The following is a 21,908-nucleotide window of genomic DNA, read 5'->3' as shown; positions in this document are numbered from 1 at the left end:
GCAAAATTATGCTTGGTAGGTCGCAAATCGTCAGTCCGGCGTACGGGAATGCGAGGGGATGTGGCCTCCCGAGGGTGTGCGGTGAATCGATCGAATTTGATGGAATTCCGCGACTGGTCAGGCCGGGAGGATAGGCCCAATCTGTTCAACCAGCCCCAAAGGAGAGAGGGAGCCGGGGATGCCGCCTGAGAATGGGGAACCAAAGGGCGCTAATGGGCGCCGAATGTCGAGGCTATCTCGCCGGAGCTTCGACTCGTTCGAACTCTGCGGTATCGCTGAGATACCAGATGCCGACGGCTGCACCGATAACGGCGATCAGGATGATCAAGGAGATCAGCATGCCAAAGCAGGACTTCATGGCGGGGAGTGTTTCGATTTCAGGCGTTTGTGACAAGCAAAGCTGCATAGGCACCGTCAGTGCCGTCAGTGTGTGGGAGTGCTTGGTGCTGCTTCTCAAGTTTCAGCTGAGGATGTCTGGCCAGAAATGAGGCTACCAGATCCTGATTCTCTTCAGCTTCGATGGAACAGGTGGAATAAACAAGGCGACCGCCGGGTTTGAGACAAGGAAGAGCGTTTTCGAGGATCGCCGTCTGAGTTCTGGTCAAACGGGTGATGTCTTCGGGCTGCAAACGCCAGCGGACGTCCACGCGTCGACGGAAGACGCCGGTATTTGAGCAGGGGACATCAAGGAGGATGGCGTCGAAGTGACCGTGCCACTTTTCAGGGGCGGGTTTCGTCCAATCGTGGGCTTCGATGCCGGCGGGAATGATATGCAGGCGATCGAGATTCTGTTCCAGTCGCGGGAGGCGTTTCTCGTTTGAGTCGGTGCAGGTGAGGTTCTTGCCGGAACCTTGAGCGGCAGCGATGAGGAAGGCTTTGCCGCCAGGAGCGGCGCAGGCATCGAGGATTTTCTCACCGGTTTGGGGGGCGAGGAGGTCGACGCAGTGACGGGTGGCGGGATCGGTGATGTAAATCTGGCCCTTGGCCAGAAGTTCGGCAGGGACCTTTCCTTCGACTTCAAAGTAGCCGGTTGGAAGCTCAAGTTCGGAGTCTGATTCTGGAACTTCCGGTCGTTCGGTAAGGGGATTGAGGCAGGCGATCGTTGGCGCGGGGGCGTTGTTGAAGGCCATCAGGCTGATGACTTCATCCTTACCGAACGCTTTCTTCCACCGATTGTAGAGCCAGTCGGGATGGGAGAAGGCCACGGCAGGCGGTAGCTCAGCGGTGTCGAGCAGCTTTTGTCGCGAGCTCGCAGCCCGGCGCATCACGGCGTTGATCAGTCCTCGGCCTCTGGATTTGCCGAGTTCGACGGTTTCGAAAACGGCGGCGTGGTCGGGCAGGTTGAGGATGAGAAGTTGGCAAAGTCCGACCCGGAGGATGTCCCGAGTTTCGTGGTCGAGTTTCCCTTTGCGCAGTTTGCCGATCCAATGATCGAGGAGTCGGCGGTGGCGCAGGACGCCGAGAACGATGGCATTGAGCAGTCCGCGATCAGCGGAAGAAAGATCGTTGCGTGATGCGTGACGTTCGATCAGGCCATCGGCATAGACATGGCCCTTCTCCCAGGCACGAAGGATGGAGACGGCGGCGCGGCGTGGGGATTTAGACATGGGTTCTTACGCAAAAGGCCGGGTGCGGAGAATATCCGGCCCGGCCTGTGATTGATGGTCGAATCGAGGGCGGTTTAATCCGTGCCCCCGGTTTCGTCGGCCTGTTTCTCGATTTTACCTCCAACCTTCTGAAGGTCTTCACCGAAGCCCTTGGTCGTGTTGCAGGAGGAAATGATGCAGCTACCAGCGAAAGCAAGCAATGCAAGTCGGATGAAGTTCTTTTTCATGTCGCAAGGATTATCGAATGGCCCGATCAGAGTTCAACCTCGAATCTTCAAGGAATGCGAGCTTGGAGCAAGCGGTCCTCAGCCCTGCGGCAAGGCCAGGGAGGACGGGTCAGTTAGAGTCGATCGCTGGTCGACCGATGGAGTAGTACTCGAGTTTGGCGGCTTTGACATCTTCAGGGTCGAGGAGGTTCCGGCCGTCGAAGACGAGCGGGGTGCGCAAGCGTTTGGCGACTTCGCAAAGATCCGCTGCGGCGAACTGAGGCCACTCGGTGGCGATGATCAGGGCGTCAGCACCATCAAGCGCGGCATACATGTCCTCGGTAAAGGTGATGTCGCCGGTGAGATTCGAGAACTTCTTGGCGGTAGGGATGCCTTGAGGATCGGTGGCGATCACGCTGGCGCCTTCATCGAGCATCTTCTGCGCAAGGGTAACGGCGACCGATTCACGGACGTCGTCGGTGTTCTGTTTGAAGGCGAGTCCCCAGAGAGCGATTTTCTTTTCCCGGAACACCCACAGCTTTTCGCGGATCTTGTTGAGGAAGCGATCGGCCTGATCGAAGTTGATGCGCTCGACTTCCTTGAGCAGTCCGAATGGTTGGCCGAGGGTCTCGGAAATGTTGATGAAGGCCTTGATGTCCTTCGGGAAGCAGGAGCCACCGTAGCCGAGACCGGCATTGAGGAACTGGCGGCCGATGCGCTTGTCCATGCCGATACCTTCGGCAACCTTTTCAACGTCGGCGCCAGCGGCTTCGCAAATGTTGGCGACGGCGTTGATGTAGGAAATTTTGAGCGCCAGGAAAGAGTTCGCGGCGTGCTTGATCAGCTCGGCCGAGTTGATGTCGGTGACCAGCACCGGCGCTACGAATGGCTCGTAGAGCTTGTGCATGTAGGTGAGAGCCTTTTCGTCGTTCGAGCCGATGACGATACGGTCGGGATTGAGAAGATCGTCAACGGCGCAGCCTTCACGCAGGAATTCCGGATTGGAAACCACGCCGAACTGAACTCCCTCGGGGGCGTAGCGACGCACCGTTTGTTCGACCTTGTCACCTGTTTTGACGGGGACGGTGGATTTGTCGACGATCACGCGATAGCCGTGCTCGGGGGTGAGGCACTGGGCGATTTCGCGAGCGACTTTCTCGATGAAGGACAGGTCGACCGAGCCATCGGCTTGCGGTGGGGTCGGGACTGCGATGAAGATGATATCGCCGTTTTTAACGCCTTCCTCGGTGGAGGTGGTGAACTTCAGGCGACCTGCAGCGACGTTCTGTTTGACGAGGTCGGCAAGGCCGGGTTCGTAAATAGGGATCTCGCCCTTGAGCAGGGTTTCGATTTTCTCAGGATTGTTGTCGACGCAGGTGACGTTGTGGCCCACTTCGGCGAAGCAGGTGCCGCTGGTGAGACCGACATAGCCGGTTCCGATGATCGTGATATTCATTGAGCTAAGGATTCCCTATTCGGAATAGGCGCTGCGTGTAGCAGGTCGTTTCCGGGCAGGCAAGTCCCGGTCTGCCATGCGTCGAATTCGTCAACAAGGAGCTCGAAAGCGACCTTGCTTAGTAAGCGATCAGCGAAACCAATTCGGCATCGGTGAAATCGGCAGGATGGTCAGCCGCGACGAGCAGAGCCTCAGTGCGCAGGGCTTCATCAAGGGCTGCGAGCGGAGAATCGGCGGGCGTGGTCTCAACGATGCTGGACTCAACGGCAGGCTGCTGAACGATCAGCACGATGGCGATGACGGCGCTCGCTGCCGTGCTCAGTCCGCCAACGGCGATCGGCAAGGCGAAGCGTTTCCACCAAGCTTGTGGAGCGGGCTCCAGGCGGGCGGCACGAACGACATTGTCGGCGAAAGAAGGACGTGCCTCGACGCATGGGCTCTGCCGGAGCAGGTCCCAGACTGGATCCTTTTCCCATGCTTCGGGGTTGGATTCGTGATCGCGTTTCATGGTCGGCTTGGACTGTTCGCTGGAAGGAACCCGAGGGCGAGAGGAAAGTTGCGTAAGATTTATCGACGGTTAGACGCCCCGTTTGTCTCCCCAGAGTCGGACGTGGAGCCGGTCGCAGAATCTCCAGCCACGGGCGAGGGCTTCCGCAGCGAACCCGGCGCTGTGACGGTCGAGTTCGGTGGCGGTGCGACCCTCCGGCATGAGCAGGATCCGCTGGGAAGGGATCTTGAAGCGTGCGGCGATGGATTCGATCTCCGCGACATCGGCGTCTGAGCTGGCGACAAATTTGAACCAGGCCTTGGGATTGTCCGCAAGGTGAGTGAGGACTTCGGGGATGAGCCGGGTGGATTCCTCCATTCCGGAGTTGGCGAGTTTGGGAGAGATGTTGAGCTGGTCGATGGCGGCTTCGAAGTCCGGGGTCGGCATGCGGGTGCCATTGGTTTCGACCTCGAATAGGTAGGCTGGGTCGGCTTTTCGGAGGAGGGTGATGAGTTCCAGCCATGCGCTTTGCTGAAGCAGGGGTTCTCCTCCGGTTAGAACAACGCGCCGTGTCGGGAAGCGGAGAACGTGCTCAGCGATCTCCGCGGGGCTGAGCTCGATGGTGACATCTGATTTACGATGTTTGTGGTAATTGGGATCGGCGTCGAAGTCGTGAGGCCACGGAGTGCCTTCGAAGTTCCAGGTGTAGTCGGTGTCGCACCAGCGGCAGTGGAGGTTGCAGCGGGAGGCGCGAATGAAAATGGCGGGAAGCCCGGCGGACACGCCTTCCCCCTGGATGGTGTGGAAGATTTCCGGTCCGTCATTGAGTTTGGCGAGCTTCATGGGGCTAGGAAGTCTGAAGGCTCGTAGGTCGGGAAGCCTAAAAGTCGGAACTGGAGAGCCCTGCTTTGAAGCCGACCTTGGACCATTGGGCGTTCGACGTTATGACCTCTCGCATGAGCATCATTACGGGACGTGGGGATTCAGGAGAGACCGATCTGCTTTTCGGCAGGCGAATCGCAAAAACGAGCACCAGGGTCGAATCGCTGGGGGCGGTGGATGAGCTGAATGCGGCGCTTGGTATGGCGCGCGCCTCGGGGTTGACGGAGGAGATTGAGGCGATTGTCGATCAGGTTCAGGAAAAACTCGTAGGGCTGATGGGGCAGCTTGCGTGCCTGTCAGAGGACGTGGCACGCTATGATGCGAAAGGCTACGCGAAGGTGCAGGAGAAGGATGTGAGCTGGTTGGAGGAAAAGGCCCGCGAGTTCGAAGAGCGCGGCATTCGCTTTACGGGCTGGGCTCGCCCGGGAGTCGAGCATTCGGTGGCAAGGGCCGGATTGGACGTGGCGCGCTCGGTGGCGCGTCGGGCAGAGCGACAAATTTGGAGGCTTCACGAGGCGGGCGATGAGGTGCCGGAATCGGTGCGTCTTTATTTCAATCGCCTCTCGGACCTGCTTTGGATTCTGGCGCGTGCAGACGCACCCAAGTAGCGCCCCATCCTCCCGAACCTTCACCGGCGGGGTAATGGAAGTCGGCGACCTGCGGCAGGCGCCGGAGCAGCGCATGGACTCCTTCGCGCAAGCTGCCCGTGCCTTTTCCGTGAATGACTCTGACGCTCGAAATGCCGTTGGTCAGGCATTCGGTGAAATATTCGGGCAGCAGATCGCCGATCTCCGACGGGCGGAAAGTGTGCAGATCCAGCTCCGAAGTGATCGGGATGCGGTGCGGTTCATCGTCCACGAGGGGACCTTGGAAAAATTCATGACCATCGAACATCATTTTTCGCTTTGCAAAACGGCTCGGGGGGCTTAGGTCTCCCCGCCTCCGGTAACGGTGGCCGTAGCTCAGTTGGTAGAGCCCCGGATTGTGATTCCGGTTGTCGCGGGTTCGAGCCCCGTCGGTCACCCCACCTTTTTCATCGGGGAGTGACGTACTCCTGGTTATAAGAGATGGGTTCCGGACTGCTAGTCGCCATGGAAAGTCTCGAAAGTCGCTTGGATTACAAGTTCCGCAATTCGCTTCTATTGGCAGAGGCGATGACCCATCCGAGCCTGGCATACGAGTCCCAGCGACCGCACTTCGACAACCAACGACTGGAATTTTTAGGTGATGCGGTGCTTCAGTTGATTCTAACAGAAGACCTCTTCAAGATGTTCCCGGACTTTCCGGAAGGCAAGCTGACGAAGCTGCGATCACGTCTGGTATCGCGGCGGGCACTGGCGCGGTTCGCGTTGGCGATTGATCTGGGGTCCTATGTGCTTCTTGGAAAGGGCGAGGAGGCCACGGGTGGCAGGCGTCGCGTCTCGACCTTGGCGGATGCTTTTGAGGCCCTGATCGGCGCCGTCTATCTCGACATCGGCTTCAATGGGGCTCGCGAGCTGGTGTTGCGACTCTTTCAATCGGAGATCGAGGCTCTTTCCGGAAGTCCCGAAGAACGGAATCCCAAGGGGGAGTTGCAGGAGTGCCTGCAAGCCATCCAACCGGAGCCGCCCGAATATCAAATTCTCAGTGAGACCGGTCCGGATCATCGCAAGGTGTTTCAGGCACAAGTCGTTTGGCGAGGCATGGTCCTCGCTCTCGGACGGGGGAAAAGCAAGAAGGAGGCAGAAGCGCGGGCGGCGGGAGAAGCCTTGAGAGCGCGTGTTTGGGAGCGGGAGTCCGAGATCAAAGGCGGCGGGTAACCCGACCGGACGAAACCATTCATGGGTCGATTTGGACCTGAGTTACGAGGCTCCTATTGACCTGTGATGGGCTTTTTCCCTGAGGCGCCACGGCGAAAGCGCGATTGAATTCATGGCTCCACGAAATGGCGGTCCCGCTCGACGGTGCCTCACACCAGTCGCGCGCTCTAACAGTGCCTCAGGAATCCACCGATTCGCCTTGCATGATTGATCTCCCACCCACCAAGCAATCCGACTGGAATCGCCCTCATTCGGTCAGATGGGCGACGTGAAGGTGACGGCGCGCCTCAAGTGCCGGGGCTCTCCCTGGCACAAACCACAGCGTGAGATGAAGGTTTTCGATCGGAAGCTGATCTGTAGCCCTAAATAGCAATCACCCCTGACCAGAAAAGCTGGGCAGGGGTGATGGCGGACCGGGAGGGATTCGAACCCTCGGTACCCTTTTGAGGTACGCACCTTTAGCAAAGGTGTGCTTTCGACCACTCAGCCACCGATCCGTTGGAGACTCGCGTCGGGCGCAGGTTGAACCAGAATCCTCGGAAGTCGTCAATGACTCCGATATAAAAAAGTGAAGTAAAAGCGAGACTTGCACGGAGTGGCCCGGGAGTGTCGCTTGGGTTGGTATGAATTGGTATCGAGTTGCGCTGCTCGCCTGGCTCCTGACTCTGGTCTCGTGCGGGCTTGGTGATGGAGAAGGGGAAGAAGAAAAGGAAGTCTCAGCGACGGCACCAAGACTGGTGGGTCAGATCGCATCGATCAATGAAGGTCAGCGCTTCGTGCTGGTTGAAGGATACGGCGAATGGAAGCTCGGCGAAGGACTGCTGCTCTCCAGTTTCGGAGGGCAGAACGAACGTTCGGCGACCTTGATCGTCAGTGGGGAAAGAATGGGAAGATACACGGCCGCTGATTGGAAGTCAGGAGAGCTGAAGCTTGGAGATCAGGTCTACGCGAGACCGCTCAAATCGGAGGCACCCGAAAGCAGCGAGTTCGTCTCCACGGAAAGCGAGCCCGTCGTGGAAGCTTCGGGCGAAAATTTCGAGAAAAGCGACGTCGAGGGTGATTGAATTCCGCTTTTTTCAAAATTAGCCGACCGCCATCAGGGGTTCTTTTTGTAATTTAGGTCTTGTTAAATGTCTGGTCTCCTTGCTAGCTTGGTCCCCGCAATGGCTGTGCTCCCTTACATGTCCCGAAAGATGAACACTACAACCAGCCATGAAATTAACAACCCCAGGTCCTAACGGACCAAACCTGCATGCAGATGCAGACCGCCTCGCTGACTTCGTCCTGTTTACGCAACGTAGTTGCATCCTAAACCTCTCGACGGAACTCAATAAAGGCAATGTGTCGTTCCCTCAGTTCTTCCTACTGGCCTATCTTTCCAGCGAAGAATATCTGACCATGTCGGATATCGCGAAGAAGATGGGTCATTCGACCGCCGCGGCCACGGGTCTCGTCGATCGATTGGAAAAGTTGGGTTACGTCGAAAGAGTTCACGCCGCCGAAGACCGTCGCAAGATCATGGTTCGCATTACCCAGAAGGGGATCGAACTGGTATCGAAAATGCGCTCGGAAATCGCGTCGGATCTCGCTGGCATCTTGTCCGAAATGGATGAGGACCAGGCGGAAACCGTTGAGCACACGAAGCGGGCCCTCAAGAGCCGCGCCATCGCGTGAGCATCGAATCCGCTGACATAGCCCCCGATTGCTGATTCGCTTGCGCCCCCGTTACCTTAGTGCCGTGACGGGGGCGCTCTCATTTTTAGACCCATTGAACCGGATTCCGGGTTTGCGGGCGGACTTCGTGCATCGTGTCGATGGAGTCGACGTGGATGCGGAGCGTGACGTGGTGCTGGAGCGCCTGTTGCCGCATCACCATTCCACGCTGCGTGAGAAATTTGGAAAAGCGGACTGGTGGCGTGCGGAGCAGGTGCACGGAAATGCCGTCGCGGAAGTGAAGGGCGAAGTACCCGGTGAGATGCCGGAGGTGGACGGTTTGGTGACGATCGAGACCGGTCAGGTGCTGGGCATTTATGTGGCTGACTGCGGACCGATCTATCTGGCCGATCAGCGGAGCGGGGCGATCGGCTTACTGCACTCCGGAAAGAAGGGGACCGAACTCGGAATTTTGGGAGAGGGTCTGAAACGCATGGCAGAGCTTTACGGAACCCGGCCGGAAGAGGTGGTGGGGGTTCTGGGGCCGTGCATCCGTCCGCCGGACTACGACATCGATTTTGCTGCCGATATCGTGCGTCAGGCGAAGGCTGCGGGGGTTGGTGAATTCATCGACTGCGGAATAAACACGGCATCCGACCTGACGAAGTACTACAGTTATCGGGTCGAGAAGGGACGGACGGGGCGGCTGCTGGCATTGCTGATGCGCGAGGCTCCTTGATCCGGTAATTTACCACCAGGACTCCATCTGAACACCCCAGCTGAGGCCTGAGGTTTCATTCAGGTAGTCGGGGCCGCCGACGGTGCCTTGCATGCCGTCATTCCAGAACGCGTAGGTGATAAAGGCGCGGAGCACGGGGCGCGAGAAGAACTGGTCACCCAGAGCAACCTGCGGGGCGATGGTGATTTTTCCGAGTGACCCGGAGTTGCCGTTAGGTGAGTTGGAGATCCAGTCGAAACCACCTTCAAAGGCGAGCGATGCCCACTCATTGAAATGCCAGATGGGGCGGACTCCACCGGAAAGCCAGTGCTGCTCCGGCAGGTCCGAGCCGAAATCGGTGTACTGATAGACGAAGGCGGTGCCAAGCGAGACGCATTCCCAGGGTTTGACGACCCAGTGGTCGGTGGCACGAAAACGCCAGGATTCGTTCGGGTCGGGGCGGATGTAGGTGCCGGTCGCATCGGTGAAGGTATCAAAACCCGAGGTGAAGGTCTTGGCGGGACCCGTGGCCACTTGAAGCGAGGTCTTGTGGATGCTCTCGGGGTCGTAGAAGCCTTCCTTGGTGCGAACCAGGCTCAAGGCGAAGCCTTCGGAATTCTCGGCCTTGACCCCGGCGGAATCGACCCCCGAATCGGCGATCGAGTAGGTCAGGCCGACCTCTCCCTTCCCGCCTAACAGCGCCCAGTCGTAGTAGCGCAGATCGAAGTTCGTTTTGCTGAATCCAGCGATGTTGAGTGGATCGGGAGTGCCGACCCGATCGTAAATCGCGCTTTCCGCACCGTCTCCGATCCATGCAAAGGCGAGTTTTCCTGCTCCGAGTTCAAAATCCTCGATGCCGGCACCGCCGCCGCTCATGTCCCAGAAATAGTAGTCGTTGATATGAATGTCGTGACGCCGGTAGAAGCGGCTACCTGCCCAGAACTTGGCGTCGGGCCGCCCGGGGATGACGTTGCCCACAGATGCCCAGAGTTCGGGGAGGGCGATCTCGGTGTCGTTGGCGGAGCCGTAGTTGTCGTAGGGATTGAAGAACGACATCCGGGCATTCATTTGTGCAACGGGTCCACTGATGCCGCCTGAGGGGTTGCTCAGCGAGAAGGCTCCGGGTTGGAAGAAGGTCTTGGAGAAAGCAAGCTCTCCATAGTTCTCGGTTTCGTTACCGAGTCGGTATTTGGAAACACCGGGGAGTCCGAAGGCTCGTTGAGGGCCTCCGTTGTCGCCACGTCCGTAGCCTGCCCGGAAGTATCCGGTGATATCGATGTAGTTGTTCAGGACGTCCTCGATTCGCTCGTTGAGGGCTTTCTCGACATCCGGTCGACGGCTGAGTTCGCGCGTTTCGGTGTTGCTGCGGAACGATTCGCGAGTTTGTTGGGCGAGTTCGTGCGAGAGATCTTCATCGGTTGGATCGTCTCGCTCATCGTCGACGTTGGACGAGGCGGCTGCCTGCATCGACGGGCTTGTCGATCGATTTGGTTTCGCCGGGGCCTGTTTGGGGGCGGGCGCGGGTGTTGCGGCAGATTCGGTGGATTTTGTCTCGAGTTCCTTAATGCGGGCTTCCAGCTGATCAATGCGTGTTTCGTAGGCATTGCGAATCTCATCGAGTTCCATTCTGAGTTCCTTTGCGAGATCTTCGTCCTGAGCGAAGCCCTGGGTTTGAAGGAGTAGGAAAGAAAGGATGGCTAACAGGGTTCCCGAGACGAGTTTCACAGTAATAAGGTCGCGATTCCGTGGCTCGATGGTCAAGGGGCATCTCGGATGGTGAGGGGAGTTGCGTGTCAGCGCACGTCGATGAAGGGTTGCTCAATGGGTGAAGAGTCCGGATGATCGACAGAACTTCCATGAATGCCTCCATCGACGTCACGGCTCCGGCCAAGCTGAATCTATCACTGCGGGTGCTGAAACGCCGCGATGATGGTTTTCATGAAATTGAATCACTCATGGTGAGGCTGCCTGGTCTGCATGACCGGCTGAGCTTCCGGCGCGCGGAAGAGGATGGGTTTACATGCAACCGGGAAGGCCTGCCGCTGGACGAAAGCAATCTGGTGATCAAGGCGCTGTCGGTTTTCCGTCGCGAAACCCGCATGTCGACGCCTCTTGCCATCCACCTTGAAAAAGTCGTGCCGCATGGGGCGGGGCTTGGGGGAGGGAGCAGTGATGCGGCTGCAACCCTGAGTGCCCTCGATCGCATCCATGGCACGGGTCTGGGTCACGATCGCTTGTGCCGGATGGCGGCGGAAATTGGATCAGACGTCCCATTTTTTCTGGGCTCGTCCGTAGCTCGGGTTGGTGGTCGGGGTGAGCGTGTGGAGCAGGCTGCGGATTTGCCCAGGATTCCGGTGCTGCTGTTGAAGCCAGATTTTGGTGTGTCGACTCCGGATGCCTACAAAGGCTGGAAGGACTCAAAGGAGTTGCCCGGCGTGAGTTACGGGGCTCAGCATTTTGAATGGGGTGAACTGGTCAATGATCTCGAGCGTCCGGTCTTCCAGAAGCATCTCTTTCTGGCGGAAATGAAGATGTGGCTGTTGGGGCGGGAGGGGGTCGAGGGCGCATTGATGAGCGGATCCGGATCCACGATGTTTGCCCTAGTCGACCGTCCGGAGCGGGCGGATGAAGTCGTTGAAGCGGCTCGAAACGAGCTGGATCCGAAGCTCTGGGCGTGGATGGGTGAGCTGGGGGGTTGAGTCCTGACGGATTGTGGCTAGGATTGTTCTAATGAAGCGTTCTCTGGTTCTGGCTCTCTTGTGGTGGGTATTGCTTCCGCATGCATCTGCGCAGATCGAGTCGATGCCAACGGCACCTGTCGCGGCGGAGCGGGGAAAGGAGATCGAGCGTTTGCGCATCCTGGTTCCCGCCCTGGTCGCTGCGGAAGAGGATTTGGCGGAGGCGAAGGCTCGGCTTGCGGCTGCAAGTACCGAGGAGGAAAAAGCCGAATTGGGCGAGGAACTGGATGCACAACGGGAACGTTATCTTCAGCTGCGTGGAAACTTCCGAACGCTCGCTTCAGGAATCGAGGAGAGCAGTTATCAGTCGACGGCAAAAGAGAACATCTCCTGGCAGGAAAATTTGGAGGACATCATTGCGCCGATTAGTAATGGCGTTCGCGAGCTCACGTCAGGACCTCGAGAGATGGAGGCCCTGAGGAATGATCTCAGGCTCTGGAGCGAGCGAAAAAAGATGAGTGACGCGGCGCTCGAGCGGATCGGGAAACTGCAGGCGGTAGCAACTCAGTCGTCGATTGAAGAAGAGCTGAATTCAACGCAGAAGATCTGGGAGGATCGGGCTGATGAGGCAGCGAGCCGGGTTCAAGTACTCACCCAGCAGATCGAAGAGCGCGAGAAGAACAGCCCCACCACCTGGAATGCGATTTCCAGTGGAATCAAGGGCTTCTGGAAGAGCAAGGGGCTGAACCTGGTGATTGCCCTGGTCGTCTCCTTGCTGGTGTTCTTCGGCGTCAAGGGGCTCTACCGCCAGCTCATCCGGGTTAGTCCGATGCATCGAAAGAAGAAGAACGGTCTGGCGGCCAGAGGTGCTGATCTGATGGTGGAAGCTGCTTCGGTGCTTTTGGCGATCCTCGCCGCCGTGCTGGTGTTCTATCTTCGCGGAGACTGGCTGCTGTTGGCAATTTCGATCATCTTCATGGTGGGAATCGGATGGACATCGAAAAGAGCGATCCCGCCTTACGTTGAGCAGATCAAGATGATCTTGAATATCGGATCTGTCAGGCAGGGAGAGCGCCTGGTCTACGATGGGATTCCCTGGAAGGTCGATCGATTGAACTTCTACTGTGACTTTAGTAATCCCGAACTTGCAGGAGGTAACCTGAGGTTGCCGGTCCGGGATGTGATGCCGCTGCATTCCCGAGAGGCGGATCCGAAAGAGCCGTGGTTTCCAACCCGTTGCGATGATTGGGTGAATCTCAGCGATGGGGTCTACGGTAAAGTCGTCAACCAAACTCCAGAGCAGGTCGTGGTCTTGATTCTGGGGGGCAGTCGGAAAACCTACGAAACTTCGGCATTCCTCGAACTTTCTCCTGAAAATCTATCACGGGGCTTCCGGGTGAGTACGGTATTTGGAATCGATTACAGCCATCAGAAGATCGCTACCACGGAGGTTCCGGAGTTATTCCAATCGCGTATCGAGGAGGCTCTTTATGAGCTGATGGACCGTGAGGTCGTGAAGTCGGTGAAGGTGGAGTTTTCAAGTGCGGGCGCCTCTTCGCTCGACTATCAGGTCATGGCGGATTTCACCGGCGAAATGGCGTCGCGACTGAATCTCCTGCGTCGATTGATCCAGAAAACCTGCGTGGATGTGTGCAATGAGCAGAGCTGGGGAATTCCATTTACTCAAATCACGGTGCATCAGGCTCCGGCGGTGAGCGGGTGAACTCACGGAGGATGGGGGGCGACCTGTTAGGACTCCCTGAATGGATCAGAAAAAAAGCCGCGGCTCACGCGTGGTGCAGCAGGATCGAATTCGCGGTGAATTGATCAGAAAAGATGTCGGAGACAATGACCAGTGGAGTTCCGGGGCGAACGAGGCCTTGTTCGCGGAGGTACTCTGCGGCTCGTTGAATCGTTTCCTTGATGGTGGAGGCAAAAGGAAGGTGGAAGGCTTCAATGCTACGGCTCAAGGCCAGCTGGCGGCAGACCCTCTCGTTCGGAGCAAAGGCGTAGAACTGCGAAGTGCGGGGGCGGAGCATGGCGGTATGGTTGGCCATGATGCCCCGACGGGTAAGCACGACCAGGCGTCCATCCGGGAGCGAGTCGACCAAGGTGATGGCGGCTTTGGCGGCCTTCTGTCTCTCATCGCGCAGCATGACGTGCTGACCGTAGCCGAGACCGCCGGAGCGTTCGATCCGTGTGCTGATTTTCACCAGTGCCTCAAGGCAACGGTGCGGGTGAGCGCCGATGCTGGTCTCACCGGAAAGCATGAGCGCGTCCGCTTCTTCGTAGGCGGCATTGGAGACGTCGGTGACCTCGGCACGGGTGGGTGTCGGGTTCTGGATCATCGATTCCAGAAGTTGCGTGGCGACGATCACGCGCTTGCCGAGTTCGTGACAGCGCTTGATCAGGCGGCGCTGAAGGATCGGGAGTTCCCAGTATTCGACCTCGATGCCGAGGTCGCCGCGGGCAATCATGATGGCATCTGAGGCCTGAATGATGGCGTCGATGTTCTTGATCGCCTCCTGATCTTCAATTTTCGCGACGATTTGGGCGTGGCCTTCAAGGGCCTCGATCGCATCGCGGAGCTCGCGGACGTGCGCACCATCGCGGACGAATGAACCGGCGACATAATCGGCATCGCACTCCACGGCGAGGGCGAGATCCTTGTGGTCTTTCTCTGTTAGGGCGGGAAGATTCAGTCGGGTTCCGGGGAGATTGATGTGACGGCGGGAGCCGAGGATGCCGTTGTTCTTCACTTCGCAGACGATGCGGTCGTCCTGACGCGATCGGATCTCCATGAGGAGTGTGCCGTTGTCGACGACCAGCGTGTTGCCTTCGGAAACATCGTCCATCAGGCCGTCGTAATTGACGGTCGTGGAGATGTCGGTGCCGGGCTGGGCCGTGCTTTTACGGAACTCGACGAGGTCACCAATCTTGAGCTCATGAGGCTTGTCGACATCGCCGGTGCGGATCGATGGACCGGTGAGGTCGAAGAGCACGGCGGCATGGATGCCACGGTCAGCGGAAAGCTTGCGGACGCGTTTCGCGGCGAGCTTGGCGACGTCATGGGGCGCATGACTCATGTTCAGACGGAAGACATTGGCACCTCCATCAAGAAGTTTGCCGATGGATTCTTCGGACTCGGTGGCGGGACCGAGGGTGACAATGAGCTTGGTCTTGCGAGGCATGGCGATGGGAGAGTGGAGGTTTTCGCGAGAAGGGAGGAGTTGGAGTAGGAGGCCGGTTTCAGGTGGAAACGGCCGCGATGACGGACTGTGCGGCCTGGTGAAATGCGAGAGAGGCCTTGCTCTGGTCGCGGGGAGTAAGAGCAATTGGCGTGCCGCCGTCGCCGCCTTCTCGGACGGGGACTTCGATGGGGATCTGGGCGAGGACGGGGACCTTGAGTCGCGCGGCTTCGCGGATGCCACCTCCGTCTCCAAAGAGCGGATAGCGGGTGCCATGATCGCATTCGAACCAGGCCATGTTCTCAATGAGGCCGATGATCGGCACGTTGACCTTGGCAAACATCGAGACGGCTTTGCGGGCGTCTGTGAGGGCGACTTCCTGGGGAGTGGTGACGATGACGACGCCATCGACGGCGACCGTTTGAACGATGGTGAGCTGGATGTCGCCAGTGCCGGGCGGGAGGTCGAGGATGAGGTAGTCGAGTTCGCCCCATTCGACCTGGCGGAGGAATTGCTGGGTGTAGCGGGTGGCCATCGGGCCGCGGACGATGACGGGGGAGCGGTCTTCTAACAGGAAGCCCATCGACATGAGTTTGATGCCGTGGGCTTCGATGGGAATGATTTCCTCACGTTCGTTGGCGGACGGTCTTTCGCTGCTGCCAAACATCATGGCAACGGAGGGACCGTAAAGGTCGCAGTCGCATAGTCCGACCTTGGCGCCGGTGGCAGCGAGGGCGATGGCGAGGTTCGAGGCGACGGTGGATTTGCCGACGCCACCCTTTCCCGAGGCGACGGCGATGATCTTTTTCACGCCGGGAATGGACGACTTGCCGGTATTGGCCTCAGCGGCACCGGTGGGAGCGTCCTTGATTTCGATGTTGATTTTGACTTCGCCGACATCGGGGAGCGCGTCGAGAGCGGCGTGGCAGTCTTTGAAGATCTGCTCGGGGACTTTGGGGTCCTTGGTTTGGATTTCAATGTCGACCTGGGTCACGCCGGGCTCGCAGCGGACATTCTTAACGAGTCCGAAGGAGATGATGTCGCGGGAGAATCCGGGGTATTTGACCGTGCGGAGAGCTTGCTTGATGAAGTCGGGTGTCATGCTGGCGCGCCGATGATCGACGGGAACGGGCGAATGGCAAGAGTCGTCGAGTCTTTAAGAAAAGCTGCGGCGGAGGTGGGAGGGGAGAATGTCGAGTTGTTCTCGGTACTTGGCGACGGTGCGGCGGGCGACGGGGATTCCTTGGGCTTTGAGGGCCTTGGCGATGGCGTCGTCGGAAAGCGGTTTCGACGGATCCTCTTTGGAAATCAGATCCTGCATGGCTTCGCGGACACCGGCGTTCGAGACCTGAGTGCCGTCGGCGGTTTCGTAACCCGCGGCGAAGAAGGCGCGCATCTCCATCAGGCCGTGGGGCGTGAAGACGTATTTTCCGGCGACCGCACGCGAAATGGTGGTGGCGTGCAGATTGAGCTGATCGGCGATGTCATTCATCGTCAGTGGCCGGAGAAACCGCGGGCCTTTTTCGAAGAAGGCGGGTTGGTGTTCGATGAGCTTCTGGGCGATGGCGAAGATCGTTTCCTGACGAAGTGAAAGCGAGCGAATCAGGGTTCGACCTTCACGGATGTTGTCCTGAAGGAAGTTCCTGGCCTTCTTGTCATTGGCCGTGGTGCCCAGCATATCCTTGTAAAAGTCGCTGATCTTGAGCTTCGGCAGGTACTCGTTGGTGAGGCGGGCAGTCCAGCCTTCGTCGGTTTTTTCAATGACAACGTCGGGCTGGATGTAGGGATTGCCCGTAGGGTTGTACTCGCCGCCGGGATTGAGGGTAAGGCGTCCGATGCGGGCGGCACCTTCCGAGATGCGGTCGACGTTGGTGCCGAGTGCCTTGGCAATCTGAGGATAGCGCTTGCGGGCAAGGTCGGCGAGGTGGTCCCTGACGATCTTGTATTCGAGGCTGTCCTTTTCTCCCGCGTGTTCGAGCTGGAGAAGAAGGGAGTCGGTGATGTCGATGGCGCCGATGCCTGGGGGATCAAAAGATCGGATCAGCTCGAAGGCGGCATCCATGTCGGCCTTCTTGATTTCGAGTCGTGTCGCAAGTTCGCGCGGCTCCATGTCGAAGAACCCACGGCTGTCGAGGTTTCCTAACAGGGCGTTGGCGGCGACCCGCACTGAGGGGTCGATCAGCGAGAGTTCGAGCTGATTGGCGAGGTGCTGCTGGAGGGTCTCGGGGGCGACGATTGAGTTGTACAGGTGCTCGCGGCGCTCTTCATCGTCGGCGCTCCAGTTTTGAGAGCGGCGTTCGAGAATTTGCAACTCGCGCCAATCATCGTCGGTCTCATTGAGGGATTCGAGCGAGTCCGCCTCATTGGGGTCAGGACCCAATTCGTCGAGCGAGATGACTTCCGTAATGTCCTCCAGGACCGGATTGGTCTCGAGGGCGGTTCTCACCATTTGCGTGAGTTCCATCGAATTGGCTTGGAGGATTTCCAAGCTTCGCCGCATCTGAGGGGCGAGGGATTGCTGTTGGGACAGCGATTGATGGAGGGATGCGTCTGCCATGGCGTCGCGGAGTTCGCCGCGAAAGTGGTCCCTTCTGAAAAAAAAGCGAGTTTATTTAGCAAAAATCGTGCCAAATGACAGTCTTTTTTATCGCTAGCCCTTGATCCTGATTGATTAACGATTGCGCGTGACCTTGGGATGGCTGTGGATACAGCTTCTCACAGTCCAATTCAAGCAATCGATGAGCCAAGGAAACTTTACCCCATTTGAAGAGAAGATGTCGGAAGCTGGTGTCATGGACGCCGCAATTCAGGCATTTCGTCGGAACTACGAGGCACTCTGTCGCAATGAAAGCGGGCTGATTCCCGAAGAGGAGATCGATCCGGCAAAGGATCTGCCTGTTTATGAGGACAAGGGGGCGGACTTTGATCCGGAACTGCTGGCGAAGACCGTGGTGATCAAGCTGAACGGGGGGCTTGGAACGAGCATGGGCTTGGAGAAGGTGAAGAGCTTGTTGGAAGTTCGACCGGGCGTGAATTTCCTGGATTTGATCGTTCGTCAGATCAGCTCGTTGCGGGAGTCGACGGGGGCGCCGGTCAGGCTCTTGTTGATGAATAGCTTCAGTTCCAGTGATGATACGCTGGGGCATCTGGCAAAGAGCGCGCCAGAAGGTTTGCGGGAAGCTTCCGAAGTGGAGTTGATGCAAAATCAGGTGCCGAAGATCGATGCCGCCACCCTGGCTCCGGCCGAGTGCCCGTCTCACCCTGAGCATGAGTGGTGTCCTCCGGGTCACGGCGATCTTTACCCGGCGTTGATCGGAAGTGGCTGGCTGGACCGCTTGCTGGCTGAGGGGGTGAAGTATGCATTTGTTTCCAACTCGGACAATCTGGGTGCGGTGCTTTCTCCCGAGCTCCTGTCATGGTTCGCGGAATCAGAAGCGCCCTTCCTGATGGAGGTGACCCGCCGGACGCCGGCGGATCGGAAAGGCGGGCATCTCGCTTTGAGGAAATCCGACGGTCAGTTGCTGCTTCGCGAAGTGGCCCAGTGTCCTGAGGGAGATCTGGAAGCCTTTCAGGACATCGATCGACACCAGTATTTCAACACCAACTCGATCTGGCTGCGTCTCGACGTGCTGAAGAAGCGCCTCGAAGAAGGTGGCGGTGTCTTGCCGCTGCCGATGATCCGCAACCGGAAAACGGTGGATCCGCGGGATAAGGAATCGACCCCCGTGACTCAGCTCGAGACCGCAATGGGGGCTGCCATCGAGTGCTTCGAGGGAGCTCAGGCGATCGAGGTGTCGCGAGCACGCTTCGCTCCGGTGAAGACAAGTGGTGACTTGTTTGCGCTCAGGTCGGATGCCTACGAGGTGGGCGACGACGGCAGGGTCTCGCTGATTGCTTCGAGAAAGGGGCAGCCGCCGGTGGTGGCGCTCGATGAACGCTATAAATTTGTCGATGCGCTCGATGACCTTGGAGTGCCTTCCCTCGCGAAATGCGATAAGTTGGAGGTGTTAGGTGAAGTTATCTTTGAAGATGGAGTGGTGATCGATGGGGTCGCTTCATTTGGCGGGGAGGGCAAGACGGTCGTCAGTGCAGGAGTCTATCCATGAGTGAGTTCTGTCATCTGAGGATGAAGGTGACAAAAAAACCTCAAGATGTGTCCTTGTTTTCCTCGTGCGTGCTGATACTTCCGCCGCGAAATGGCAACAGTCGGACCCCTTGAACTTCCTTTGGACGGCATCGAAGCCGTGATTTTTGACTGCGACGGAACTTTGGTGAATTCCATGCCGGCTCACTTTGAAGCCTGGTGTGAGGCCCTGTCCTATTACGGAGCGGCGAACGTCTTTCAGGAAGACGTGTTCTACGCGATGGGTGGTCGTCCAACCAAAGACATCGTCGTGGATCTGAATTCAGACTACGGTCTGAAGCTGGATCCCGATGCCGTGGCGATGAAGAAGCGCGAAGCTTACCTTCAGCACCTCGGGGGCATTGAGCTGATCGAAGAAGTCGTCGAATACGCTCGGAAGCTTCGCGGGAAGCTTCCGATGGCGATCGCAACCGGCGGAACTCGCATGGTGATCGAGAAAACACTTCAAGCGGTGGGTGTGTCCGATCTGTTCGATGAAGTGGTGACCGCAGAGGACGTGGCCCATGGAAAGCCAGCACCGGACATCTTTCTCCACGCCGCCAAATTGCTGGGCGTCGCTCCCGAGAAGTGCCTGGTGTTAGAAGATGCTCCCGCCGGAATCATGGCCGCTCAAAAGGCCGGCATGACCGTGGTGGCCATTCCTGCTCCGCTCGATTTGGCGACCTCCTGAAGAAGTCGCGTCGGGTGCTGACGCCGCCGGGTGGCCTCATCGCCAGTGATGTCGCTGCTTGTCGAAGGGATCCGGCTCGAGAGCGCACATGTTAGCCTGAGGTGTGTCAAATTGACGCGCATGAATGATTTGCCGATTGCCAAGGTCGGAGTGATTGGGTAGCAAGGCCGCGTTGAGGGGGCGTGACGATCACGCCCCTTCATAGTCTCCGGACTCCGCCTTAGAAACACCCTTCAGCCTGTGGGATTTTTCGATGCTTTCAAACGCTGGCGACTAGCCCGGAAGGGGATGTCGTCAGGAAAAAAACGCCGTGTCCAAGCCGACGACAGCGTCGCGAGTTCTTTGGACCGCTCACCGTGGGTGCGTTATGCCCTCTACCTTTGCTTCTGTGCGGCAGCTGCCGTGCTGGTCATGCGTGGCGTCGCGCAGGCCGAGGGGCTTGAGGAGTTCACGATCGAGACCAAGCGCCTGAATTTTGCGCTCTATGCATTCTTTATCGCGATGAGTGGGGCGGCTGTGCTGGAGCTCAATCTCGAGCTGGCAGCGCGGAGAAATGGGCGGGTGATTTTGATTCTCGGAGGGGTGCTGGTTCATCTCGCCTTGATGCGGGGCATCGAGCTCTTTTCTGAGCTAATTCGCATGCCGGTGGAGTTGGGCTTCCTTCTGATCCCCTTTGTTCTGGCACCGATGGTTCATACCGTCTTGCTCGGACGGGCGCTTGGAATCTTTTCCACGATTTACGTCTCCTTGCTTGGTGTGCTGCTCATGCCGGATAATGAAATGGGGATGTACCAGGCGGTCAGTTTGCTCTGTGGACTGGTCGCGGTCCAGGCGCTCCATCAGACGCGTCGTCGGGTGCAGCTCTTGCGGGCGGGCTTTTATGCCGGATTGATGGCCCTGGTGCTTTCAGTGATTTTCGGTGCGATCGATCTTGGCTCGGTCATGCAAGCCGATGCATTGGATGAGTGGAAAATGGTCGGGATGGCATCGGCGACAGCCCTTGGAATGGGGATCGTCATCGCGCTCCTCGTGAGTGGATTGCTACCGGTGCTTGAGGGCTTGTTCAAATTGACGACGGATATCAGTTGGCTGGAGCTCAGCGATTTGAATCACCGCTTGCTGCGTCGTTTGCAGCTCGAAGCACCGGGCACCTTCCATCACAGCCTGGTGGTGGCATCGCTCTCGGAAGCGGCGGCGGAAGCTGTCGGAGCGAATGCGGCGATGTGTCGGGTCGGGGCCTATTACCACGACATCGGGAAGCTCAAGAAGCCGGAGTATTTCATCGAGAACCAGAATGATGGTGCCGAAAATCCTCACGACGCGCTGACTCCGACGATGAGTGCCTTGATCATCACAGCCCACGTCAAGGATGGGGTGGATCTGGCGCTGAAGCATAAGCTCAATCCGCGGGTCATCGATGTGATCCGCGAGCACCACGGCGATTCGCTAGTGAGCTTCTTCTACCGCCGTGCGCAGGAACAGAAGCGTGCGGAAATGGAGAAGATCGAGAAGAAGCTCGAGAATCCCGAGGACCTGCCGAAGATCGACGAGAAAAACTTCCGTTATCCGGGTCCGACACCGAGGAGTCGCGAGAGCGGCATCATCAGTCTGGCAGACGCGATTGAGAGTGCTTCCCGAACGATCAAGAAGCCGACGCCGGCAAAAATTCGTTCGCTGGTCGATGACATCGTGGCCTCGCGGATCAATGACGGGCAACTCGACGAGTGTTTGCTGACGGTTAGAGACCTTTCCCGCGTGAAGGATGTGTTCTGCAAGACCTTGAGAAGCATGCTGCACAGCCGGATCGATTATCCGAAGGACGACGACAAGAGCCGCAGCAAATCGGATCTTGAGAAGCGGGCTGCGGCGGAGAAGAGGAACAATGGAGCGACGGCTCCAGCCGCTCCCGAGCCAACGCCGACGGCGGAGCTCAAACCTGCGAAGCGATAATGAAAACGGAACTTATCGTTGGCGACCATCAGACAAAAATTCAGTTGTCTGAGCGCATTTTGACCATGCTTGAAGAAGCCGGAGCTGAAGCGGCCCGGCTGATTGTGGCGGGCGATATGGCCCATCATGAAGCTCCTCTGGCATCGTTGGAGTGCGTGGAAGTCGCGCTGGTGGATGATGAGACGAGCTCGCGAGTGCACGCGCAGTTCATGGGCATCGAAGGCGAAACGGACGTCATCACATTCGAGCACGGCGAGATCGTCATCGGCGTGGAAGTGGCACGGCGCCAGGCGGTCGAATACGGCGAACCAGAGCAACGGGAGCTGCTACGCTATCTCGTCCACGGACTGCTCCATCTGGCTGGCCACGAAGATGAGAAGGATGAGGACCGCAAGGTGATGGAAGAGGCGCAGGAGCGACTGGTAGGCGAGCTCTGGAAGACCATCGAACCCTGAGTCCGCAGGCTCGTT

At 58.1% G+C, this 21,908-nt stretch carries 22 protein-coding genes and 2 tRNA genes; 12 read left to right on the top strand and 12 right to left on the bottom strand.

Translation table 11 applies throughout. The features are described from left to right. Window positions 1-232: 232 nt before the first annotated feature. The 6 genes from ACFQY0_RS08640 to ACFQY0_RS08615 form a co-directional block, all read right to left on the bottom strand. Window positions 233-358: a hypothetical protein gene (locus tag ACFQY0_RS08640; RefSeq protein WP_379711354.1), complete on the bottom strand. Its 126-nt coding sequence runs from the start codon at window positions 356-358 to the stop codon at window positions 233-235. 19 nt (window positions 359-377) lie between these two features. Beyond that, window positions 378-1,607, bottom strand: a complete 1,230-nt coding sequence (locus ACFQY0_RS08635; RefSeq protein WP_379711353.1) for an RsmB/NOP family class I SAM-dependent RNA methyltransferase — start codon at window positions 1,605-1,607, stop codon at window positions 378-380. Window positions 1,608-1,681: 74 nt separating this feature from the next. Beyond that, window positions 1,682-1,834 (bottom strand): entericidin A/B family lipoprotein, encoded by a 153-nt coding sequence (locus tag ACFQY0_RS08630; RefSeq protein WP_379711351.1) that lies wholly within the window; start codon window positions 1,832-1,834, stop codon window positions 1,682-1,684. A gap of 109 nt (window positions 1,835-1,943) precedes the next feature. Continuing rightward, window positions 1,944-3,269, bottom strand: a complete 1,326-nt coding sequence (locus tag ACFQY0_RS08625) for a UDP-glucose dehydrogenase family protein (protein ID WP_379711350.1) — start codon at window positions 3,267-3,269, stop codon at window positions 1,944-1,946. A 118-nt stretch (window positions 3,270-3,387) separates the two neighbouring features. Next, window positions 3,388-3,777: a hypothetical protein gene (locus ACFQY0_RS08620; RefSeq protein WP_379711348.1), complete on the bottom strand. Its 390-nt coding sequence runs from the start codon at window positions 3,775-3,777 to the stop codon at window positions 3,388-3,390. A gap of 69 nt (window positions 3,778-3,846) precedes the next feature. Continuing rightward, window positions 3,847-4,599 carry a 7-carboxy-7-deazaguanine synthase QueE gene (locus ACFQY0_RS08615; RefSeq protein ID WP_379711347.1) on the bottom strand — a complete coding sequence of 251 codons (753 nt, stop codon included), beginning with the start codon at window positions 4,597-4,599 and terminating at the stop codon, window positions 3,847-3,849. Window positions 4,600-4,712: 113 nt separating this feature from the next. Here ACFQY0_RS08615 and ACFQY0_RS08610 point away from each other — a divergent pair, with 113 nt between their 5' ends. Next, on the top strand, window positions 4,713-5,246 hold the full coding sequence (locus ACFQY0_RS08610; protein ID WP_379711345.1) for a cob(I)yrinic acid a,c-diamide adenosyltransferase: 534 nt from the start codon (window positions 4,713-4,715) through the stop codon (window positions 5,244-5,246). Here ACFQY0_RS08610 and ACFQY0_RS08605 read toward each other — a convergent pair. Next, complete coding sequence (locus ACFQY0_RS08605; protein ID WP_379711499.1) at window positions 5,191-5,532, bottom strand: Smr/MutS family protein; 342 nt, start codon at window positions 5,530-5,532, stop codon at window positions 5,191-5,193. The genes ACFQY0_RS08610 and ACFQY0_RS08605 overlap by 56 nt on opposite strands. 57 nt (window positions 5,533-5,589) lie before the next feature. Between ACFQY0_RS08605 and ACFQY0_RS08600 the strand changes: the two genes are divergently transcribed. Next, a tRNA-His gene (locus ACFQY0_RS08600) sits at window positions 5,590-5,665 on the top strand. A gap of 64 nt (window positions 5,666-5,729) precedes the next feature. Beyond that, the gene (gene rnc / locus ACFQY0_RS08595) at window positions 5,730-6,437 is read left to right on the top strand and encodes a ribonuclease III (RefSeq protein ID WP_379711343.1); all 708 of its coding nucleotides are present in this window, start codon (window positions 5,730-5,732) and stop codon (window positions 6,435-6,437) included. A 406-nt stretch (window positions 6,438-6,843) separates the two neighbouring features. Here the strand turns inward: rnc and ACFQY0_RS08590 are convergent. Continuing rightward, a tRNA-Ser gene (locus ACFQY0_RS08590) sits at window positions 6,844-6,934 on the bottom strand. A gap of 126 nt (window positions 6,935-7,060) precedes the next feature. Here ACFQY0_RS08590 and ACFQY0_RS08585 point away from each other — a divergent pair. The 3 genes from ACFQY0_RS08585 to ACFQY0_RS08575 all read left to right on the top strand — a co-directional run bounded on the left by ACFQY0_RS08585 (window position 7,061) and on the right by ACFQY0_RS08575 (window position 8,829). Next, a complete protein-coding gene (locus ACFQY0_RS08585; protein WP_379711341.1) occupies window positions 7,061-7,501 on the top strand; it encodes a hypothetical protein in 441 nt (146 codons plus the stop codon). Between the two features lie 148 nt (window positions 7,502-7,649). Then, on the top strand, window positions 7,650-8,111 hold the full coding sequence (locus ACFQY0_RS08580) for a MarR family winged helix-turn-helix transcriptional regulator (RefSeq protein WP_379711339.1): 462 nt from the start codon (window positions 7,650-7,652) through the stop codon (window positions 8,109-8,111). A 94-nt stretch (window positions 8,112-8,205) separates the two neighbouring features. Then, a complete protein-coding gene (locus ACFQY0_RS08575; protein WP_379711338.1) occupies window positions 8,206-8,829 on the top strand; it encodes a laccase domain-containing protein in 624 nt (207 codons plus the stop codon). A 9-nt stretch (window positions 8,830-8,838) separates the two neighbouring features. Here ACFQY0_RS08575 and ACFQY0_RS08570 read toward each other — a convergent pair whose 3' ends face one another. Next, window positions 8,839-10,533 carry a maltoporin gene (locus tag ACFQY0_RS08570; RefSeq protein WP_379711337.1) on the bottom strand — a complete coding sequence of 565 codons (1,695 nt, stop codon included), beginning with the start codon at window positions 10,531-10,533 and terminating at the stop codon, window positions 8,839-8,841. A 131-nt stretch (window positions 10,534-10,664) separates the two neighbouring features. Between ACFQY0_RS08570 and ispE the strand changes: the two genes are divergently transcribed. Together ispE and ACFQY0_RS08560 are read left to right on the top strand one after the other, a co-directional pair. After that, window positions 10,665-11,507, top strand: a complete 843-nt coding sequence (ispE, locus tag ACFQY0_RS08565; RefSeq protein WP_379711335.1) for a 4-(cytidine 5'-diphospho)-2-C-methyl-D-erythritol kinase — start codon at window positions 10,665-10,667, stop codon at window positions 11,505-11,507. A gap of 31 nt (window positions 11,508-11,538) precedes the next feature. Beyond that, on the top strand, window positions 11,539-13,209 hold the full coding sequence (locus tag ACFQY0_RS08560) for a hypothetical protein (RefSeq protein WP_379711333.1): 1,671 nt from the start codon (window positions 11,539-11,541) through the stop codon (window positions 13,207-13,209). Window positions 13,210-13,273: 64 nt separating this feature from the next. Here ACFQY0_RS08560 and pyk read toward each other — a convergent pair whose 3' ends face one another. From pyk to rpoN, 3 genes are read right to left on the bottom strand one after another with little or no spacing between them, the layout of a single operon-like run. After that, window positions 13,274-14,677, bottom strand: coding sequence for a pyruvate kinase (pyk, locus tag ACFQY0_RS08555; protein ID WP_379711331.1), 1,404 nt, complete (start codon window positions 14,675-14,677; stop codon window positions 13,274-13,276). A 58-nt stretch (window positions 14,678-14,735) separates the two neighbouring features. Further along, window positions 14,736-15,776, bottom strand: coding sequence for an Mrp/NBP35 family ATP-binding protein (locus tag ACFQY0_RS08550; protein ID WP_379711330.1), 1,041 nt, complete (start codon window positions 15,774-15,776; stop codon window positions 14,736-14,738). Window positions 15,777-15,830: 54 nt separating this feature from the next. Next, entirely contained in the window at window positions 15,831-17,231 is a 1,401-nt protein-coding gene (gene rpoN, locus ACFQY0_RS08545; protein ID WP_379711329.1) for an RNA polymerase factor sigma-54, read from the bottom strand. A 181-nt stretch (window positions 17,232-17,412) separates the two neighbouring features. Here rpoN and ACFQY0_RS08540 point away from each other — a divergent pair, with 181 nt between their 5' ends. The 4 genes from ACFQY0_RS08540 to ybeY all read left to right on the top strand — a co-directional run bounded on the left by ACFQY0_RS08540 (window position 17,413) and on the right by ybeY (window position 21,893). Further along, window positions 17,413-18,780, top strand: a complete 1,368-nt coding sequence (locus ACFQY0_RS08540) for a UTP--glucose-1-phosphate uridylyltransferase (RefSeq protein ID WP_379711327.1) — start codon at window positions 17,413-17,415, stop codon at window positions 18,778-18,780. A 90-nt stretch (window positions 18,781-18,870) separates the two neighbouring features. After that, window positions 18,871-19,488 carry an HAD family hydrolase gene (locus tag ACFQY0_RS08535; protein ID WP_379711325.1) on the top strand — a complete coding sequence of 206 codons (618 nt, stop codon included), beginning with the start codon at window positions 18,871-18,873 and terminating at the stop codon, window positions 19,486-19,488. Window positions 19,489-19,776: 288 nt separating this feature from the next. Beyond that, on the top strand, window positions 19,777-21,438 hold the full coding sequence (locus tag ACFQY0_RS08530) for an HD family phosphohydrolase (protein ID WP_379711324.1): 1,662 nt from the start codon (window positions 19,777-19,779) through the stop codon (window positions 21,436-21,438). Next, window positions 21,438-21,893, top strand: a complete 456-nt coding sequence (ybeY, locus tag ACFQY0_RS08525) for an rRNA maturation RNase YbeY (protein ID WP_379711322.1) — start codon at window positions 21,438-21,440, stop codon at window positions 21,891-21,893. Before ACFQY0_RS08530 ends, ybeY begins: the two co-directional genes overlap by 1 nt. Window positions 21,894-21,908 lie beyond the last annotated feature (15 nt).

It is taken from the genome of Haloferula chungangensis (assembly GCF_042664875.1).
GTDB lineage: Bacteria > Verrucomicrobiota > Verrucomicrobiia > Verrucomicrobiales > Akkermansiaceae > Haloferula > Haloferula chungangensis.
The sequence above is the reverse complement of the archived record's forward strand: the minus strand, read 5'-3'. Positions and strand labels throughout refer to the sequence as shown.

Coding starts and splice junctions, on each gene's coding strand:
- ACFQY0_RS08535 (WP_379711325.1), top strand. CDS start 18,871: ATGGCAACAGTCGGACCCCTTGAACTTCCTTTGGACGGCATCGAAGCC.
- ACFQY0_RS08580 (WP_379711339.1), top strand. CDS start 7,650: ATGAAATTAACAACCCCAGGTCCTAACGGACCAAACCTGCATGCAGAT.
- ACFQY0_RS08635 (WP_379711353.1), bottom strand. CDS start 1,607: ATGTCTAAATCCCCACGCCGCGCCGCCGTCTCCATCCTTCGTGCCTGG.
- ACFQY0_RS08630 (WP_379711351.1), bottom strand. CDS start 1,834: ATGAAAAAGAACTTCATCCGACTTGCATTGCTTGCTTTCGCTGGTAGC.
- ACFQY0_RS08550 (WP_379711330.1), bottom strand. CDS start 15,776: ATGACACCCGACTTCATCAAGCAAGCTCTCCGCACGGTCAAATACCCC.
- ACFQY0_RS08605 (WP_379711499.1), bottom strand. CDS start 5,532: ATGTTCGATGGTCATGAATTTTTCCAAGGTCCCCTCGTGGACGATGAA.
- rpoN (WP_379711329.1), bottom strand. CDS start 17,231: ATGGCAGACGCATCCCTCCATCAATCGCTGTCCCAACAGCAATCCCTC.
- ACFQY0_RS08610 (WP_379711345.1), top strand. CDS start 4,713: ATGAGCATCATTACGGGACGTGGGGATTCAGGAGAGACCGATCTGCTT.
- rnc (WP_379711343.1), top strand. CDS start 5,730: ATGGAAAGTCTCGAAAGTCGCTTGGATTACAAGTTCCGCAATTCGCTT.
- ACFQY0_RS08560 (WP_379711333.1), top strand. CDS start 11,539: ATGAAGCGTTCTCTGGTTCTGGCTCTCTTGTGGTGGGTATTGCTTCCG.
- ACFQY0_RS08530 (WP_379711324.1), top strand. CDS start 19,777: ATGTCGTCAGGAAAAAAACGCCGTGTCCAAGCCGACGACAGCGTCGCG.
- ybeY (WP_379711322.1), top strand. CDS start 21,438: ATGAAAACGGAACTTATCGTTGGCGACCATCAGACAAAAATTCAGTTG.
- pyk (WP_379711331.1), bottom strand. CDS start 14,677: ATGCCTCGCAAGACCAAGCTCATTGTCACCCTCGGTCCCGCCACCGAG.
- ACFQY0_RS08625 (WP_379711350.1), bottom strand. CDS start 3,269: ATGAATATCACGATCATCGGAACCGGCTATGTCGGTCTCACCAGCGGC.
- ACFQY0_RS08540 (WP_379711327.1), top strand. CDS start 17,413: ATGAGCCAAGGAAACTTTACCCCATTTGAAGAGAAGATGTCGGAAGCT.
- ACFQY0_RS08615 (WP_379711347.1), bottom strand. CDS start 4,599: ATGAAGCTCGCCAAACTCAATGACGGACCGGAAATCTTCCACACCATC.
- ispE (WP_379711335.1), top strand. CDS start 10,665: ATGAATGCCTCCATCGACGTCACGGCTCCGGCCAAGCTGAATCTATCA.
- ACFQY0_RS08585 (WP_379711341.1), top strand. CDS start 7,061: ATGAATTGGTATCGAGTTGCGCTGCTCGCCTGGCTCCTGACTCTGGTC.
- ACFQY0_RS08620 (WP_379711348.1), bottom strand. CDS start 3,777: ATGAAACGCGATCACGAATCCAACCCCGAAGCATGGGAAAAGGATCCA.
- ACFQY0_RS08640 (WP_379711354.1), bottom strand. CDS start 358: ATGAAGTCCTGCTTTGGCATGCTGATCTCCTTGATCATCCTGATCGCC.